Annotated in this window: 13 protein-coding genes and 1 CRISPR repeat array; of the genes, 3 read left to right on the forward strand and 10 right to left on the reverse strand. The window is 53.3% G+C overall.

Features of this window, described 5'->3' with window-relative positions; all coding sequences use genetic code 11:
- Positions 1-50: 50 nt before the first annotated feature.
- The 10 genes from csm6 to AAHA39_RS02835 all read right to left on the reverse strand — a co-directional run bounded on the left by csm6 (position 51) and on the right by AAHA39_RS02835 (position 12,062).
- Positions 51-1,361, reverse strand: coding sequence for a CRISPR-associated ring nuclease Csm6 (csm6, locus tag AAHA39_RS02790; RefSeq protein WP_201991563.1), 1,311 nt, complete (start codon positions 1,359-1,361; stop codon positions 51-53).
- A gap of 26 nt (positions 1,362-1,387) precedes the next feature.
- Positions 1,388-1,678 (reverse strand): CRISPR-associated protein Csx16, encoded by a 291-nt coding sequence (csx16, locus tag AAHA39_RS02795; protein WP_088869022.1) that lies wholly within the window; start codon positions 1,676-1,678, stop codon positions 1,388-1,390.
- 11 nt (positions 1,679-1,689) lie between these two features.
- The gene (locus AAHA39_RS02800; protein ID WP_320655046.1) at positions 1,690-2,916 is read right to left on the reverse strand and encodes a Card1-like endonuclease domain-containing protein; all 1,227 of its coding nucleotides are present in this window, start codon (positions 2,914-2,916) and stop codon (positions 1,690-1,692) included.
- Between the two features lie 75 nt (positions 2,917-2,991).
- On the reverse strand, positions 2,992-3,864 hold the full coding sequence (gene cas6 / locus AAHA39_RS02805; RefSeq protein ID WP_320655044.1) for a CRISPR system precrRNA processing endoribonuclease RAMP protein Cas6: 873 nt from the start codon (positions 3,862-3,864) through the stop codon (positions 2,992-2,994).
- Complete coding sequence (locus tag AAHA39_RS02810) at positions 3,864-6,161, reverse strand: TIGR03986 family type III CRISPR-associated RAMP protein (protein ID WP_320655041.1); 2,298 nt, start codon at positions 6,159-6,161, stop codon at positions 3,864-3,866. Before AAHA39_RS02810 ends, cas6 begins: the two co-directional genes overlap by 1 nt.
- Positions 6,161-6,694 carry a hypothetical protein gene (locus tag AAHA39_RS02815; protein WP_320655039.1) on the reverse strand — a complete coding sequence of 178 codons (534 nt, stop codon included), beginning with the start codon at positions 6,692-6,694 and terminating at the stop codon, positions 6,161-6,163. The genes AAHA39_RS02810 and AAHA39_RS02815 overlap by 1 nt, the downstream gene beginning before the upstream one ends.
- A 6-nt stretch (positions 6,695-6,700) precedes the next feature.
- A complete protein-coding gene (locus tag AAHA39_RS02820; RefSeq protein WP_320655037.1) occupies positions 6,701-8,101 on the reverse strand; it encodes an RAMP superfamily CRISPR-associated protein in 1,401 nt (466 codons plus the stop codon).
- On the reverse strand, positions 8,098-9,732 hold the full coding sequence (locus AAHA39_RS02825; RefSeq protein WP_320655036.1) for a hypothetical protein: 1,635 nt from the start codon (positions 9,730-9,732) through the stop codon (positions 8,098-8,100). Before AAHA39_RS02825 ends, AAHA39_RS02820 begins: the two co-directional genes overlap by 4 nt.
- A 3-nt stretch (positions 9,733-9,735) precedes the next feature.
- Positions 9,736-10,323 (reverse strand): RAMP superfamily CRISPR-associated protein, encoded by a 588-nt coding sequence (locus AAHA39_RS02830; protein WP_320655034.1) that lies wholly within the window; start codon positions 10,321-10,323, stop codon positions 9,736-9,738.
- Positions 10,320-12,062 carry a Cas10/Cmr2 second palm domain-containing protein gene (locus AAHA39_RS02835; protein WP_320655032.1) on the reverse strand — a complete coding sequence of 581 codons (1,743 nt, stop codon included), beginning with the start codon at positions 12,060-12,062 and terminating at the stop codon, positions 10,320-10,322. Before AAHA39_RS02835 ends, AAHA39_RS02830 begins: the two co-directional genes overlap by 4 nt.
- A gap of 306 nt (positions 12,063-12,368) precedes the next feature.
- Between AAHA39_RS02835 and AAHA39_RS02840 the strand changes: the two genes are divergently transcribed.
- From AAHA39_RS02840 to AAHA39_RS02850, 3 genes are all read left to right on the forward strand, one after another.
- Positions 12,369-13,478 (forward strand): hypothetical protein, encoded by a 1,110-nt coding sequence (locus tag AAHA39_RS02840; RefSeq protein ID WP_320655030.1) that lies wholly within the window; start codon positions 12,369-12,371, stop codon positions 13,476-13,478.
- A gap of 62 nt (positions 13,479-13,540) precedes the next feature.
- Positions 13,541-14,302: direct repeats of the CRISPR family, unit length 38 nt; unit sequence GTCTTAATCCCTTTAGTCAGGGCGTAGTCCAGTAGGAC.
- 321 nt (positions 14,303-14,623) lie between these two features.
- Complete coding sequence (locus AAHA39_RS02845; protein ID WP_320655028.1) at positions 14,624-15,298, forward strand: vWA domain-containing protein; 675 nt, start codon at positions 14,624-14,626, stop codon at positions 15,296-15,298.
- Between the two features lie 73 nt (positions 15,299-15,371).
- Positions 15,372-16,217, forward strand: coding sequence for a PP2C family serine/threonine-protein phosphatase (locus AAHA39_RS02850; RefSeq protein ID WP_320655026.1), 846 nt, complete (start codon positions 15,372-15,374; stop codon positions 16,215-16,217).
- Positions 16,218-16,336: the final 119 nt, after the last annotated feature.

Raw genomic sequence — 16,336 nt, forward strand, 5'->3', positions numbered from 1 at the left:
TCCATGCTAGCGTGCCGCCATCGGCCCAACTGGCTGACCGGTTGGTGGGATTACCGGAAGTGAATATGGTCAGGCTGCAGTTTGAGCCCCTTGCATTCGTAAGGGGTACGTTGGCCCTTCTCCTTGATGCTGCTGACAGTGACTATTTGGTAGTAGCTGGCGAGACGGGGTCCCAACGCATGGATCAGCGCTTCATTGGTATCTTTTTGCAGCCGTACCCAGAGGTTTTTATGGTTTTTGAGCAGGGTCGCCAGATCGCGCTGGGGATGTTCTGTGTACAAAAATTGGGTAGTGCTGTTTTCTTGCAGCAACCATTTGCTGCGATATACCCGCTTGTCATCGGGTATATCGCCTGCGTTAAAACGCTCCGCTTCTCTTTGACACATGCGAGAGACGGCATCAGTGGCCAATTCAAAGAGATCTGCGAGTGAGATCTTGTCATCCACTAGGGTCGCGGGATGAATTGCCCCTCGGAAGAAGGCGGCCAGGCGTCCGTCAAGCTCTCGCTCTTTCATCCCTTCGCGCGGTGCATCCAGCCCTTCGCCCGGGTTCTCCTTGCTGTCTTGGGCCAGCCAACTATAGAAGGCAAAGCAGTCCGGTTTCAGGGGCACTTCGATGTCATCACACCAGAGGCTCATATGGTCAAAATCGAGGGTGACGCTGGCGCGTTCAAAGGTAAGGGCATTGGCCCGGTTGATGCGATCCACCGTCTGGGTGTAGCTGAGCTCATCACGGCGGATCAGGTCGGTTGGCATCTCCTCCCGCATCAGCACCAAGGGGATGGTTGCCAGGGTCACTTCGGCCTGACTCAGGTCATGTTTTCCCTCTTTTTTGGCATCCGCGCGCCAGACTGGGGTCGGCGTCGGGTAGTAAAAATCGGGCACCCGCTCATAAGGTTCGCTTACCAGCACATGGCTCAGGCAATCTTGCGGGCGACCAAAAAGGCTCATGGCATAACCCAGAGCAAAGCCCATAGTTTTGCGGCCACCGGCCAGCGAGGCGTGAATTGCCAGATCCGGATCGGCGGTGAGGGTGCGAACATGACGGGTGATGAAGTCGGTAATGATCTCCTGCTCGCGCTCGCTGCGTACATCCTCGAGGGGCAGACCATCGTCACCGCAAGGCACCTTGATGTCGGCCAAGGTAAAAATAAGCGGTGGCAGTTGGTAGTCCTGTTGCAGTCGGGTCAGCGGATTGTCATCACCCAACAGATTTTTGACCAGCCGCTCGCGCCCCTCGCCGGTTGTAATCACCTCGATGCGTGAGGGATATTTGGCGGGATCCTGGCGGTAGATACCATAGAGGGTCTCGGTGATGATTTGCGGGGTCATGCCCGAAACGGCCAGCAGTATGTGTTCCATAGCGATTCCTTGATGAGTCGGGATATTCAAAGCAGTGCCTCAACCTGATATTCGGTCAATGAAGCACCCAGTTGTTCCAGTTGATCTGCACTCAGTTCCTGACCCCGCAGCTCAGGGGGAACGGGCACCGACAAGTGCAGATAGCGGGCGCCACGTCGCTGTACCTCTGCCACCATGGGGAGCGGCAGGGTTCCGATCACCCGATCGCCTGCACAGATAAGTGCCGGATCGAGGTGGGGCAAGATGGCATCGATGGCCAGCGGCTGGCGTTGGCACCATGCGATGGCGCCGGGATGACGGCTGACAAGGTAGTTCATGACGCCCCCGCTTATTGCATCTTGTTGAAGTAGCTCTGCAAGGTGGTGTGGATTGCCTGGCCATCCGCCCTGTCGCAGATTTCGATACGGTTATCCTTTGCTCGCTGTACCATCTCGTCCGGCAAGGGGCGGGCGCTGATCAGCAGGCGCTCGCCAAACAGTCCCCCCAGTTTGCGTCCCAGGCTCTCGAGCTTGAGTACCACATCCTGATTGGTGCTCTCTCCCTGCTGGTGTGGTCCCCAGTTCTTGGCCTTGCATTCGATGGTGAGCAGCTGGTTGTTGTGACAGATCAGCACATCGAATTCGTTGTTTTTACCGCGAACACTCTGTTGCCGGAGCGCTTCGGTCTGCCACTCACCTTCGACACTCATGGCCACCTCGCTAAAGCCGCACTCCTGTGCGGTGAGGTAGGTCAGCTCCTCGAGCCAGCGACCGGCCAGATAGCGGCAAGCGTCTTCGCTGGCAAAGCGGATCTGCCGGCTACAACCATCCCAGTGCAGCAGGCTTGCCTCGACCAGGTGCTGATAGAGCGCAGCATAGGGTCCAAAAGGCACACTTGGCATGTTTTGTTCCTGCTGTTGGGGAAAATCCTTGCAGGCATCGGTAGCCATCCCTTGCAAACCACTTTGCATGTTCTGACATGGCCCCTGAAACTGCTTGCCCAGATAACGGGTCAGCTCGGCGCGAGCCCGGATCTCGTTATCATTGTGCGGGCCTATCCAGGTTTGACGTTCAAACCCGTTGGCGGCCAGCATCTCGTCCATAGAGAGCGCGGCTGGCCAATCCAGGGCGTAATCGACCCCGTCATTGAGCAGCAGGATCTCGCGATTTTGGCTGTCGGTATAGAAGATCAGGGCGCGGGGAATGCCGCTGCTGGCGCTCTCGGGATGCTCGTTGTTAAAGCGGTTGAAGGCGTTGGCAAAGACCAGTGCCATCGGCTTGGTGCCACAGGTAGCGTTCAGTATCCAGCGTTTGTCGCCATGGTGAGTCGCCAACCAGTCGATTAGCTCCCTGGCTTGCTGTTGCAGTTGTACCGGGCGGTGGCTGCTACGTCCTTCGCTGATCCTGAGGGTCGGTAGTCCATGTCCCTGATAGAGTCGGGTCAGGTTGTCTGCCTTGTCGCGCAGGGTATTGTCGCCCAGTACCAGTACGACTCCCCGACACTCTTCATCGGCAAAGGCCGGGATCAGATTGGGCAGCAACTGATCGGAGACCAGATTGATATGGATAGTCTGCATGGGAACTCCTTGAGCTTGAATGGTTGCCATTATGCGCCAGCGAACCTTCTTGCTGGCGCTGGCCAATTGGTGGGATCAGGCGATTAAGCGATAGCATCCGAGTCCAAATGTGGTTTTGCCACCAACCTGGAGCTGTTGGCCGATTTGTAACCAAGGTATTGCAGGTGCAATGTCGCCTTGATAACAGAGTTGACCAATAAGACCCCCAAAAGGAAGTTGTTCGCCTTGGCGTACCGAGAAGCGCTGCCAATCTTCAAAACGAACACAGGTGCCTTGTTGCTGATACTCACCCAGTGAGGGGATAGCCAGTGGTATGGTGGATAGCAGATGTTCACTTTCATCCACCCAGTAGTGGGTGAGTAAAGCCAAGCGACGAGCGATCTGTTCGAGTAAAAATGGCAATGGTAGAGGGATTTTTTTGACAATGTTGCCCTGATATTTCATCCGCAATGGACTTTCCAGTTGCAGAGCTACTTCATGCCAGATTGAAATCGGCTGTGGTTGCAACCAGTGATACAGTTGCCCAATGTGGATGCCAGGGTGAAGACCAAAGGGCGTGACTGTCGCGATACTGTGAATGGTGACCGGGATCTTTTGTGCTCCCAGTGGCAGGCATGGTGAACGGCCGAGGCAGGCGACCAGCTCTTCTGCTGCCTGACATGCAGCTCCCAACAAGACCAGGTCAAATGAGACAATATCGTCTTGTTGCCACAGTTCTTGCCGATTGCCATCTGTTTGGATTTGGTAGGGTTTGGGCTGTTGAACGGCATGATTGCCGTACAAAAGCTGATAAAGGGGGGGGGCCCCCTTTATCATATGACCCAGCCAGCCATGCCAAAGCGACCCCTTGAAAGGGGGGAGGCGGCCATCCTGTTGCAGGCGAATATAGAAACGTAATCTGAGATAGGAAAATCGCTCGGTGACTTCATAGATCTCTTGAGGCAACATCAAGCCAGCACCTCAGTGGCACAAAACCGTTGCTGTAAGGTAGTCAATCGCTGCTTTCGCAGGAGATATTTTTCTTTTGCTTTCTTGCTGAGCTCTTTTGGTTTCACTGTGGTATCGAAATAGCCGCTAAAAACCATATCCAGCGCAAAAGCTAGGATATGTTTCCATTCATGGGGGCTAACGTTGCTATCGTTGCTTACCATATCCAGCAGGCGGTCAATCTCGCCCGCGGCCCCCTCTCGCTGGTGGTTGGCATCTTGCGTGGTTTGGCCTTTGTAAGGTTCTAAACGTTTTTGTAAACGTAAACAGATTTGAAAAGGCTCTGACGCTGAATCAAACAAGGCTTGCTCTTTAGCGTGCGCTTGCGCTTGTTGCATTTGCGCTAGGCTCTCTTTTTCGAATTGAGACAATTCGTCTTGTGGCAGGGCTTGTAGCAATGCGGCTAAACGGCCTTGACCGATCGGCGTTACCGGGTTAGTTAACGACTCACTACGATTGAGTTTTTCCCCGTTTTGTTGCCATGCCGGTAACAGAGATTTAATACGGCCTTTTTGCGAGTCAGTGTATGACATCGCATCACTGAATTTACCGCTCGTTAATGGCATGTAGGTGAGGTTTTTACCTTCGTTATCCTGCTGGTCACCAAAGGCCAGTAAATGGCGCACTTGTGGGCTGTCTTGCCATTTAGTGGCTGAAGGGTATACCTGATTCATGTGCTCAACAAACAGGCTACGCAGGCTTTCGACAGTATGGTGACTCTCAAGACCCCGAGTACGTGCTAAACGGGCCGTGAGTTGCACTGCGCCGGCTCCCAATGATTTACCATGCCCCAAACCATGACAGAAATGTGCAATATCGTGCTCATTACGTGTTGGGGTAATGGCCCAAAGCAGTGCACCAAGCTCTACAGGGTTGAGATTATGAAACACAATGCGCCCCGTGAAACGGCTGCCCGGTTGCATCAACTCTAGGGTGCTTTGTACGTTGGTTTTGCTTTGTAAATCAGCAGGAAGATGTGCGTTGAACGCGTTTTGAGCCGGATAGCGTTTCCAACCGGCAATTTTGTTGCCTGTTGTATAGCCTTTTAGCTCACTGACCTGATCCTGTTGCTGGCTTTGCTCCAGATACGCATTCAGGTAACTGGCTCTCGGTTGTCCCAAAATCACCGGCGTTGATGTGGCTGTGCCCTTATTTTCTCGGCAGAGTGCATCGCCAATGGCGACGCGGCTTTTTAATGAGAAGCCGGAGTGCGATAAGGTGCCAAACATCAGTCCTGGCAGGTCAAAAATGCTGGTGCTATTGAGGGCTTTTTGTTGCTGCAAGAGTAAATCACCCACACTCTTTTCGTATGGCATGCGCGGCATTTTTGCCAATCCCATGGCCAGTATTTTCCCGCTTTGTTTATGCTTGCGCACAAAAAGTGGGATCCCCATGCTCGGGTAGGCACTGTGTTTGAGGTAGTTCACTAATTGTTCATTGTGAGCAGCAAACATACGGCAAATGCGTAAGGTGTCTTCTTCCGAATCCCAACGCTGGCTTTCGTTTCCTGCACGGTAGAACAGGTAGTGAAAGTTCAGTCGCTCATTTTGATACTTTTTGTCACCTGGGCGATAGCCAACAAAAACCGGATAACCTTCTAGCTCTGCGGTGCGTTCTAATTTGGCACAGGCCACGGTAACCGGTTTGCCTTTCGTTCCTTGTAGCGTACGCTCGCTCAAACTAAAGGGCAGAGTGTGGGTTGGCCAGTTTTTCTGGAACTTTTGGTATTTTTCCAATGCATCAAGGCCACTCTCATTGGGGATTTTTACTTTGGTGAAGCGTTCAATATCATCGCTAAAGAGCACCGTATGCTGACAAGGGGTGAACAACCATGCCTTGCTTTCGGCACTGTATTTTAGCCAGCCAGCTTGCAGAACAGAGTCTTGTAGCGTTTTGCTGTAGGCCGTATAAGCGGTAGATATATCACGAAACGAAAATTGAGGATCGTCGGTTTCGCTAAATTTGGCAAAACTGGCAATTTCCAACACATTACGCAGCATGCCTTTAAGGCTACTGCCAGGGATAATCGGATTACCCTGAGGATCGCGCGCCCAGTGGACATGGGCCGGATGATGTTCACGCGTGCGATCACTGCCTGCACCCACCAAAAGTGGGGTCAGGTTAGTCAGATCGAATTCGATAATGCCATCAACGCCGTCTTGCAGAGGATGGTCATGGCTGATCTGATGTGCCCAGTCAGGTGAATAAACCCACTGTGATAACGGAACAAAGTGGTAAGGGGCATGAACCTGCGTCATTACTTATCTCCTTGCGCAAAGCCGGCAAACTGTTGCGCCAGCGGCTGCCACAGGCCTTCTGTTGTGGCGGTTTGTCCTTGCTGCCACCACAGGCGGTAGACCAGCTCTCGGCCTTGGGCGTGTGGCAGATCTTGGCGTAATACCAGACGCTGCTCACGGTAAGCTTGAATGAGCGTGCTGTTGCCATGGCTATTGCCATTACAATCAAGGCTATTCAACAAGGTGATCCGATAGGTTGTACCGTGCTCGTGCTGAATATGCAGGCTGTTTCCGTTTTGGTGCCATTGGCCTTCGAGCAGAGCTGCCGTGTGGGCGGGTAAGCCCAGAGCTAATTGGCTGGCGGTTTGATACCAACCTTCAGCCTGCTGCCATTGTGCCAATAAGGCGTTTAACTCTTCACGTTGGCCACGGCGACTTTCAATTTGCAGATGCCCGCTGATGAGCGTAGGCAGTTGGCAACCGAGAACTTCCGGTTGCTGTTGGCTGCATTGCGCGAGCGAGTTATAGGTTTTCAATGAGGATGCTGCTTGCATGTGTATTTACTCCTTGCCGCTGCCAGTTAATTGCGCAAAGTCGATGTCCCACGGTTGATGTGGCTGATGCATCACCAGAGATAAGCCTCGCCCACTGGCTGCGCCTAATGGCAATAAGCCCTCTTTGAGATCGTTGAGCGTTTCCTCGAAGGCTTGTTGTACCTTCGCAGATAACGGTTTTCCCGGCAGTACGTGCAATGTCAGCGTTATTTCCGGTTGCCACAAAATCTCTTCACTGAATAATCGGCCCTGACGAACCCCACCGGTAAAGCGATCAATGCTGGTATGCGTGCGATGCAGGGGATGTGGTTGCAAAATCACGCAGTCATCCACAATTAGTCGGCCCGCTAAGGGTGCATCGCTATCTTCGCTACCAAACAATTCAGCCAGTGCTGCTGGGCGGTTTTCCCAGCTCTTGCTATCGGTTTCGGTAAGCTGTTCGGCAAAGTCACCGTTAAGTCGGCGCAAGTTATACGCGGTACGGTGCGCGAGAATACCTTTAATAGTGCTACCACAGAGCACAGCTTGAGGCTTATCGCACCAGGTGGCGTGCTGTTTTTGCCATTGAATGGCACTTTCAGTGAACGTGAAGGTATCCGTATGTTCAGTGGTATCATTCCCGATTGGGCGAGCACCACTTCCCGCACGCCAGCCGCCTAGTGCCGTCACGCCGAGGCGAGCAAAAGGTGTGGCCTCTGAGGGGGGCAGAGCTTGGCCTTGCGGTAAGGTATCGCGCTGGGCAAAACGCAGCATTTGTGCGCCCGCCTGTGGTTGGCCTTGCAATGTCAGTGGCGTGATCTCACTGCTGACTAAGCCTAATTTGCCTAACCCATTGCGGGTTGATGCGCCGAGTGCAAAGGCCGGATCGGCTAACAGCGCCAGTAATGCATGCCACTGTGCTTCACGCTCGGGTGACTCATCACATTGCATCCAACGAATATCGACGACAAAACGTAATCCGCGCGGCAGTAATACGGTATCAAATTTTCCTTTATCCGCAGCGCAGCCTCTATCGTTAATCCGAACGCGTTCACGGTGTAACGGGTTGGCTTGGTATAAGCGGCTAAGTAGAGGGTCTTGATGAATATCTTGCTCGGTCATCAAACCTTGAACCGGTTTACCTTGGCTGTTCAGTAACAAGCCATGATGTACCGAAAGCTGTGCGGATTCATTATCGGTAGTGCCAAACCAGTAATCGGCAATGGACTGACCCAGCGTGGGTGATGTGCCCAGCTGTTGTGTGGCTTTTTGACGCCATACGCCGACGAAGCTGGTGGCAGGAATATAGGGCAGCCCGTTGGCATCTCGCACTAATTGTTGATCAAATCCGGTATCGCGGTCACCAGAATGGATAGCAAGCGGTGAGCGGGTTTCAAAAAGTAGTCTGGCTAACCAAAGACGTTTCATTGTCCGGCCTCCTGCTGGTTGTCTGCATGATGGGTAGCATTGTTGGCCGCATATTTTTTACGGTAGGCGCGCAGACCGTCATCAGTTGACAGATCGTAACGGCATAACTCTTCAAGCAGTAAACGCAGATCATCAAGATCCAGTTGGTGACGCGTTACGGCCGCATCAAACTGTTGTGCAAAGGTGACTAATCGATCACCTTCTGGCCATTCGATACCCCAACCGCTCGGATCGTTGGTGGTTTTACAGATGGCACTTTCTGACTCAAAGGCAGCACGTCGCCAATCGAGAATGCCGTGGTGCTGGGCTCGGTCGGCATGCGATGAGCGAGCAAGATCGGCTAAACGACGCCACTGGCTGCTGCTAGGTCCGGCCTGATAAGCCGGTGGTGTGCGGTGATAGCGGCGCAGAGTCTGGTATGCATCGGCAATGTGGTGGTGCATGGATTGGCAACGCGTTTTGCGTTCAATAGTGCGAGTTTGCTTTGCCTGCTTGCTTTGCACCCATGCCAGCAGTGGGCTAGATGTTGCGTGGTTGGTCGGCGTTTCATGTAGAGCTGTCGGCTGTGGCAATGTCACGGCAAACGGCGTAAACAATTCGCTAGCTCCAGTACCAGGTGTTACTTGGTTTGCCCATGCGGGGTTAATCATGACCCAGCCTAAGCCTTGCTCTCTGGCGAAGCCACAACCTTGCTCCGTTAAGGCTTGTAGCGCCTGCTCTGTTGGCGCATCTTGTAACTGGTAAGTCAGTACGCTACCGGCTGCAATTAATAGTTGTTCGCTATTTAATCCACCTCGTGCGCGGTTAAAGCGGCGGACACGGCGACTACGAATAAAGGTACGTGTTGGGTCGAGCTCGCCACACAGCTCAGGGTGTAAATCTTGTGCACTTGGGGTGAGGGTTGGTTGGCCCAAGGCATCTAAACAAGCTACATCACTTAAACACCAGATCACCAACTCGTTACCGTGAGTCACCGTTGGCTGTGGCTGTGGCTGTGTTTGATACACGTTCAGGCTGACTTTGCCAAACTCACTGTTTCGTGAGCGCCCTAAAACGAACTCACCGTGCAGAGTTTGTTGGAGTAATGCAGCAAGTGCAGGTTCTGCGCAATCAATCCAGCCAGCAAATGTTTGTTCGGCTTGGATGAAGGCATATTGAAACAGCTGCCCTTCTTTAGCTCGCTGAGTTTCACAGTCTAATGCCGTACGGGCGGTTAGGCCGGTACGGATATCGGCGGCATACTGTAAGGTGTGCGCCGAAGAGATAAAACCTTGGCGTATTTGCTGGTACTGGGTTAATTCATCACGCGCAAAACGGCGAGCCGCATGGTTAGTCAGGTCTTTTTTATCCCCTTTTGGGGTGTGCCAACTGGCTGGCGCGGGTAAGGCAATTTCACCGTACTGTGGATTATCCGAACAGGTTACCACTGGGTAGGCGGGGGAAAAACGGCATTCACCGGAGTGAAACAGTGTAAACGCATCTTCTGTGCTCAGTTTTGGATATAGTTTACTGGCCACTGCTCCGAGTAATGCACTACCCGGAATATGATCCAACGTTTGGTGCTGTGTGGTTGCAGAACTGCGGCTAATGATCACAGGTTCGAGCGTGGTTAGGGTATAAAAAATACGCATCAGTTATTGCTCCTCTACCGTCACAATCACATCACCGAGGCCACGACGGCGTTTCCCACCGACGGAATTAATCAGCGGAAGCACACAAGAAAGCCAATGTGCAAACTGCTGCTGTATTTCTGCAGAGGTGGTATTGAGCTCGAGATGGGCATGCAGAGCTAACGGTACGACGGTTTCCATTGCTCGTAATGACCCCTCTTTAGCCGCACCCGTGTGGCTATCAATTGCGGTGGCGTGGCGCACTAAATAAAGGTGCTCTTTATCTTTTGGATTTGCGTTGAAATAGGAGATTTCGGTGGGGCTTAATGTGGCACTGCTGATGCGCAGTGCTCCTTGGGTTTGTGCGTGTGTACCTTCGCAACCAAACAGTTGCGTTAAGGTGTGAGTATCGGCACCTTCAAGCCATTGCAGCTCAGAGGCTTCACGAAAGGCTTGGCGCAATAGCCCTTTGATACTTTTTCCACTGAGCACGGGCAGGGCGTGCTGGTCTTTTAAGACCAAACTATCGGCATAGGCACCCCCTTCACGGCCGGTACCCACATGCCATTCACTGCGCAGATCAAATTTAAGGCAAAAATGCAGCGAACTCATTGGCAACCCTCCTGCTCTGGCATGAAGTGTTCATAAACCAGTAAATCGACAATCCAGCTGTGATATCGGGTTTCATCCATATCATCGGTTTGAGACCAGAACCAGTTTGGCTCTGCGTGCTGCGCTGAAGGCATCAATGACACCAAGTGTTTATCCCACTCGATGCGCTGAGTCGGCGTGAGTTGGCTCAGGGCGCGATCATAGATCCGCATGGCTTCATCACTGTTATCGCGACTTAGCTCTGTGGCCATTTGCCGGAATTTGTTGATAGACAACGGCAACGGCGCGTTACCCTTCACTTTTTGGCTCAAGAACTGGCGCATACGCTCAAGTTCAATGAATGATGGCCCCACTAAACTGGAGTTAAATTGATCATCGTTTTCAGTGATCAGATAACCCGGCAGCGCCCCTTGCAGCGGCTTACCTTGCCAGAGCCATTGCTGAGATTGTGCCCGCAACACGCGAATATCTTCAGCCAGTGCTTTACTGATGCGATAAAAACTTAATGCCGCCGGTAGTGCCGTTGGGGTGGCTTTGGTCACGGTTTTAGCTTCACTGCACAGCCCTTCCACTAAGTGATGGCACAGCATGAAAGGGTGATTGGCTTTGTGGTACAAAATGCCGCCACTGGCGGTCAGGTAAGGCAGTAAATCTGCGCTGCCTTTAAGGTAGCTAGTATGTAAGCCTTTGAGCTGCTCTGCAGAATGCGTCTGGAAAGCGCGGCAAAAACGCGTGGCATAACCTAAGGCTAAATCCGCGCGGCACAGCAGCGTAATATCATCGCCCCCTAGCACCAATGGGCGCATTGCGAGGTATGTGACAGATGCTTTTTTTAGCTGTGTTTGATAGAGCCATTGCGTGGCTTCTGCCGCGGCAAGCTCTGTGGCCTTAGCTAATGCATCTGAAAATTGGCGAAATGCCGTAGAAAATACATCATCTGGCTGATTTTCAAGGGCCTTGCGCAGAGCTCTTAACTGTTTACCAAGGCCGTTGCCATCAATATGAATGAGCGCCAAATCGCGCAAATCGGCATTCTCGGTTTGCTCGGTTTGCTCGGTTTGCGCATTGTAGAAGGCGCTGGTATCCAGAGGGAATTGCAGATCGGCGGGCAGATCAGTATCGGTACTGAATTTTTGCAGTAACAGTGAGTCACGTAATCCTAGAAAGCGATAGCACTGCCGATGCAATTCAGTATCGAGATCAATGTGCTGTTCACTTTCATTAGCCTGTGGCGCAATTTCGCGCCGTGCCGCAGTCGAAAGAGGCACTGCCGCTAATCCAGTACGTGGTGAGGCAACGCAAGGCGCAGTACTGAGCGGATAGTGAGGGCGCGGTAAATTACGTGCCGCTGCCAGTGCCACATGCCCTAGTTGTAAGGCGTTCTGTAAAGAAGCGTCTTCACACAACGCATCACAAAACGTCAGGCCAGGAAACAGTTGTTGGACAGTCAGCGTCCAGAGGCTTCGCAGCTGTAACAGCGGGGCTTTACTGTGACACCACGCATAAAAGGCCCCCCCTTTACAGCGTACAAAATGGATTTGCTCATCGTGTTGTGTGCTAGGTGGGACCAGCAGATCTGACTCAAGGCCACACTGTTCGATAACGTGAGCCAGAACGGAGGTTGGGTGATTATCAATTAGACGATCCAACCGCTCGCTGGCTGAAATTACATCTTTTAACTTACCTGACCGGAACAGGTAGGACTGTATCGATTTGGCTTCGAAGAGATAAGTGAACATGAGGCATCCTATAGAGTTCCATTAAGCAGGGCCGAAACCTGAAGAGATTTGCAATATTCAAATGCGGCCATTTTTAATCTAACTAATTAATTTGTAAAGTTTTTGACCAACACATCCAGTCGGAGTTGATCAATCTGAGCGGAACATCACGAAATTGGAAAGTGAATCAGTTCTTGGCCCATTTAATGGCATCGTGTTTCCAATCCTACGATCATGTCTGTCAATCAATCTTCTGACTAATTGGTCACTCATAATGGTTGCCGAGTGATTGCTAAAGTCCTTTCATCTAATGCAACGAGGTGAGAGATGGATACACAGGGCTGGCTCAATCAGATACTGGGGGCACTGGATAGGCCGATATCGGGCAAGCAGCAGGCTCGGGTGGCATTACCCACCAGGATGGCGAACCGTGAACAAGGGTTGCACCGGCAGGTATTCGATGCCACCGGCCGAGCGGTTGCTCTGGGTCCGCTGCTGGCCAGTGGCGGGGAGGGGAGTGTCTATCCGCTGGCAAGCAGGCCCGATGTGCTGGTGAAGCTCTACCATCCGGCCCGGTTGGCACAATCTGGGGGCAGGTTGCAGGCGAAAATAGAGGCGGCGATCATCTTGCGCCAGCGTATTCCCGAGCTGAGCCAGTTACCGCTCGCCTGGCCCCAGTTAGCGGTGTTTGATAGCCAGGGGAACTGGCTGGGGTATGCCATGCGACGGGCGCAGGGGCGGCCCATCCGTGGTTTTCGCAATCCGGCACTGGTGCGTCGCGATTTTCCCGGTCTGGGGCGTGCCCTGCTGGCCACTGCGTTGTGCGATCTGATAGAGACAGTAAAGGTGCTGCATCGTCATCAGATCTGTTTGGGGGATATCAATCTGGACAACTTTTTGCTGGATATGGCCAATGGTCGCTTCTGGCTGATCGATTGTGACAGTTTTCAACTGACGCTGGATCACACCCGTTACCCCTGTCCGGTGGGGCAGGAGAGCATGATCCCCCCGGAACATCAGGGTCAGGATCTCGCCTCGGTGCGGCGTACACCAGAGAGCGACACTTTCTCGCTCACCGTGCTGGTGTTTATGGTGCTGATGAGTGGGCGTCATCCCTTCGAACATGTGGGGGGCAGTCGGGTGGCCGACAATATCCGTCAGGGCCACTTCCCCTATGGCCAGTCGATCCGGCCCGGCAGTCAGGGGGCGGTGCCGCTGGGTCCCTGGTATAACTGGTGGAGCCATCTCTCTTACCAGCTCAAAACCATCTTTATGCAGACCTTTGGTGTTGGTGTGACCCAACCCGCCGGGCGGGTGCCCCTGAGCGAGCTGGCGACCCGGTTGCGACAGTATGGCTGGAGCATCCATCAGGGCCATCTCAGCGATGAACTGTGGCCGGCGCAGGCCAAGGTGGCCAGCCCGCCCCACGCTAGATAGCCGCTGGATAGCAAAACGCCCCACCCGGTGATCACCGGGTGGGGCGTTTTGCTTTTGCCAATCAGCCAATCCCTTTAGTCAGGGAGTAGTCCAGTAGGACTCAAACTGTTGACACAGATTGTTGTTCTTGTTCGGTCTTAATCCCTTTAGTCAGGGCGTAGTCCAGTAGGACAGACTGTGTCTAACGGTGCCACAGTGATTTATCTGTCTTAATCCCTTTAGTCAGGGCGTAGTCCAGTAGGACGTCAATGACGGCTACGACTACATGCGATTCTTTGGGTCTTAATCCCTTTAGTCAGGGCGTAGTCCAGTAGGACGAAGGTCGTCTGATCATCAATCCTGAGAATGCCGTCTTAATCCCTTTAGTCAGGGCGTAGTCCAGTAGGACGAATGGTGGGTAGTATCTACACAACCCAAGGACTAAGTCTTAATCCCTTTAGTCAGGGCGTAGTCCAGTAGGACGTCACGCGTGATGGGGTATGACCCTGTCACTACTGTCTTAATCCCTTTAGTCAGGGCGTAGTCCAGTAGGACCCAAGTTCAAAGCCAAAGTGATTCGGCGAGAAGAGTCTTAATCCCTTTAGTCAGGGCGTAGTCCAGTAGGACAAGCCGACGTCATGTTCCACGTACTGCTGCTGGAGTCTTAATCCCTTTAGTCAGGGCGTAGTCCAGTAGGACTTCGTTGCACGGTATGTAATGTTACCTGGATTTGAGTCTTAATCCCTTTAGTCAGGGCGTAGTCCAGTAGGACGTCTTGTGCTCGACTGGTAACGATGGGACTGTTCTGTCTTAATCCCTTTAGTCAGGGCGTAGTCCAGTAGGACTGAAGCAATTTATAACTCATTGTTTTTATTGATGCAACTTATCCACTGCAGTGAATAGGTCTGGGGATAAAAAAACGCCATTTAAGCATATTTCAGACCAGGATTATGGTATGCGTTATTAACGTATTAATTTAATAGGATATTTAAATTCACCTATTTTTTAAAGTAGGGGAATATTAGCCAAGAATGTTTTGCATTGACAGCTTCGCATTGCCTGTGTTAAGTGGCTTGTTTTCTTACCAGTTGGTGTCAATCTGTTTCCCTTTGAACGCTGTCATTATCTCTTCCGTCAGCCAATCCGGCTTTGTCACAGGAGAGAAGATGATGGAACTTGCCCATCTCGAGCAGAGTCTGCTCACCAACCCCGCCCCGCGTTGCCCCTGTATGTTGCTGCTCGACACCTCCGGGTCGATGCAGGGACGCCCTATTGCTGAGCTGGGGGATGGGGTCGGGCAATTTATCGCCGAGCTGCAGGGCGATGAGATGGCCGCCAGTTCGGTGGAGCTGGGGATTATCAGCTTTGGGGGCCAGGTACAGGAGCTTCAGCCATTGGCCTCGGTCGCCGAATTCGATTCTCGCCCGGCCCTGGTGGCTGATGGAGTGACGCCACTGGGAGAGGCGATTGCCCTCGGCATCGAACGATTGGCGCAGCGCAAGCAGGCTTATCAACAGGCAGGGGTGAGCTATTACCAGCCGTGGATGGTGATCATGAGTGACGGGGTGCCCACTGACAGTGGTTGGCCGGTACGGGCGGCTGAGCTCAGGGCGCTGGCCCAGGCGAAGAAGATGGTGGTGCTCTGTGTGGCCATCGGTGCCGAGGCGGATATCGGTGAGCTGTCGCGTTGCGCCCTGTTGCCACCCAAGCGTTTGGCCGGATTGCGCTTTACCGAGTTTTTTATGTGGCTCTCCCAAAGCATGCAGCGGGTGAGCGCATCTATCCCCGGTGACAAGGTGCAACTGCCTGCCACCTCAGGCTGGGACAGTATCGATGTGTAACAGGAGACCGGCAGAGCATGCGTTGCATGGGGCGCAAGCCCCCCATTTGGCCATTGAGGAGCCTGTTATGACGGTGGCGTCTTATTATCATCCCCTGTTGGCCCAACTGCCTCGTTATCTTGAGCAGTTGTCAACAGCGCCGCTGGGACTGTCGGATTGGCATGGGGTGGCTAGTCAGGCGGTGGGTTACCGCCATCTGCAGCATGGTTTGCCCTGTCAGGATCATGGGGTCATCCACTGTCAGGGACGGCCGTTGCTGGTGCTGTGCGACGGGGCAGGATCGGCCCTGTGCGCCGAGTTGGGGGCCCGTGCGTTAAGCGAGGGGTTACGGCGGCTGCTGATCTCGCTGGAACCTTGTTTGGCCAAGTGGCTTGATGAGGAAGAACAGAGCGCTGAGCTGGCGCAACTGGCCATGTTGTTGGTACGGCATGCCAAGGGGATCAATGCCGATCTGGCCGCTGCCGGTCGGCGCAGTGGCAATGATTTTCGTGCCACCTTGCTGTTAGCAGTAGCAGGCAAGCACACCCTGTTCTGGCTGCAAGTTGGCGATGGCCTGTTGGCGTTACGGGAGCGGGGTTACGCTGAATCGTCCTGGCGTCAGCTGGGCCAGGCGAACAAGGGGGAGTTTGCCAACCAGACTGCGTTCATCGATCCGCAGCTGAGTATGGCTCAGGTCAGTTGGGGGGCTGAGCCCGCAGGCAGGGTGGAGGCGGTTGTCGCGATGAGTGACGGGGCTGCCGAGCGACTCTATAGCAACGCACAGAGTCGGTTTGCCCCCATGCTCGATCAGTGGGTTGAGCAGAAGGTGACCGTACGCGAGCTCTATGAGTGCTTGAGCCAGGGTGAGTTATGGCGACGCACTACCGGCGATGACAAGTCCGTGGCCTTGCTGGTTGGCCCGGGTGTTAAGACAGTCTGATCGATCCGCTTGCTTTTGCTGCGATGGGGAAGAGACAAGCGCTGTTTTTCCCTGGTGGCGGGACGCGCTTTATCGCCGAGCTCTGTTGCAGTTTCCAGGTATCTTGATGAGCCAACCTT

Origin of the sequence: Aeromonas sp. SE22 (assembly GCF_038739755.1) — a bacterium.
Classification (GTDB): domain Bacteria; phylum Pseudomonadota; class Gammaproteobacteria; order Enterobacterales; family Aeromonadaceae; genus Aeromonas; species Aeromonas jandaei.

Coding starts and splice junctions, on each gene's coding strand:
- csm6 (WP_201991563.1), bottom strand. CDS start 1,361: ATGGAACACATACTGCTGGCCGTTTCGGGCATGACCCCGCAAATCATC.
- csx16 (WP_088869022.1), bottom strand. CDS start 1,678: ATGAACTACCTTGTCAGCCGTCATCCCGGCGCCATCGCATGGTGCCAA.
- AAHA39_RS02800 (WP_320655046.1), bottom strand. CDS start 2,916: ATGCAGACTATCCATATCAATCTGGTCTCCGATCAGTTGCTGCCCAAT.
- cas6 (WP_320655044.1), bottom strand. CDS start 3,864: ATGTTGCCTCAAGAGATCTATGAAGTCACCGAGCGATTTTCCTATCTC.
- AAHA39_RS02810 (WP_320655041.1), bottom strand. CDS start 6,161: ATGACGCAGGTTCATGCCCCTTACCACTTTGTTCCGTTATCACAGTGG.
- AAHA39_RS02815 (WP_320655039.1), bottom strand. CDS start 6,694: ATGCAAGCAGCATCCTCATTGAAAACCTATAACTCGCTCGCGCAATGC.
- AAHA39_RS02820 (WP_320655037.1), bottom strand. CDS start 8,101: ATGAAACGTCTTTGGTTAGCCAGACTACTTTTTGAAACCCGCTCACCG.
- AAHA39_RS02825 (WP_320655036.1), bottom strand. CDS start 9,732: ATGCGTATTTTTTATACCCTAACCACGCTCGAACCTGTGATCATTAGC.
- AAHA39_RS02830 (WP_320655034.1), bottom strand. CDS start 10,323: ATGAGTTCGCTGCATTTTTGCCTTAAATTTGATCTGCGCAGTGAATGG.
- AAHA39_RS02835 (WP_320655032.1), bottom strand. CDS start 12,062: ATGTTCACTTATCTCTTCGAAGCCAAATCGATACAGTCCTACCTGTTC.
- AAHA39_RS02840 (WP_320655030.1), top strand. CDS start 12,369: ATGGATACACAGGGCTGGCTCAATCAGATACTGGGGGCACTGGATAGG.
- AAHA39_RS02845 (WP_320655028.1), top strand. CDS start 14,624: ATGATGGAACTTGCCCATCTCGAGCAGAGTCTGCTCACCAACCCCGCC.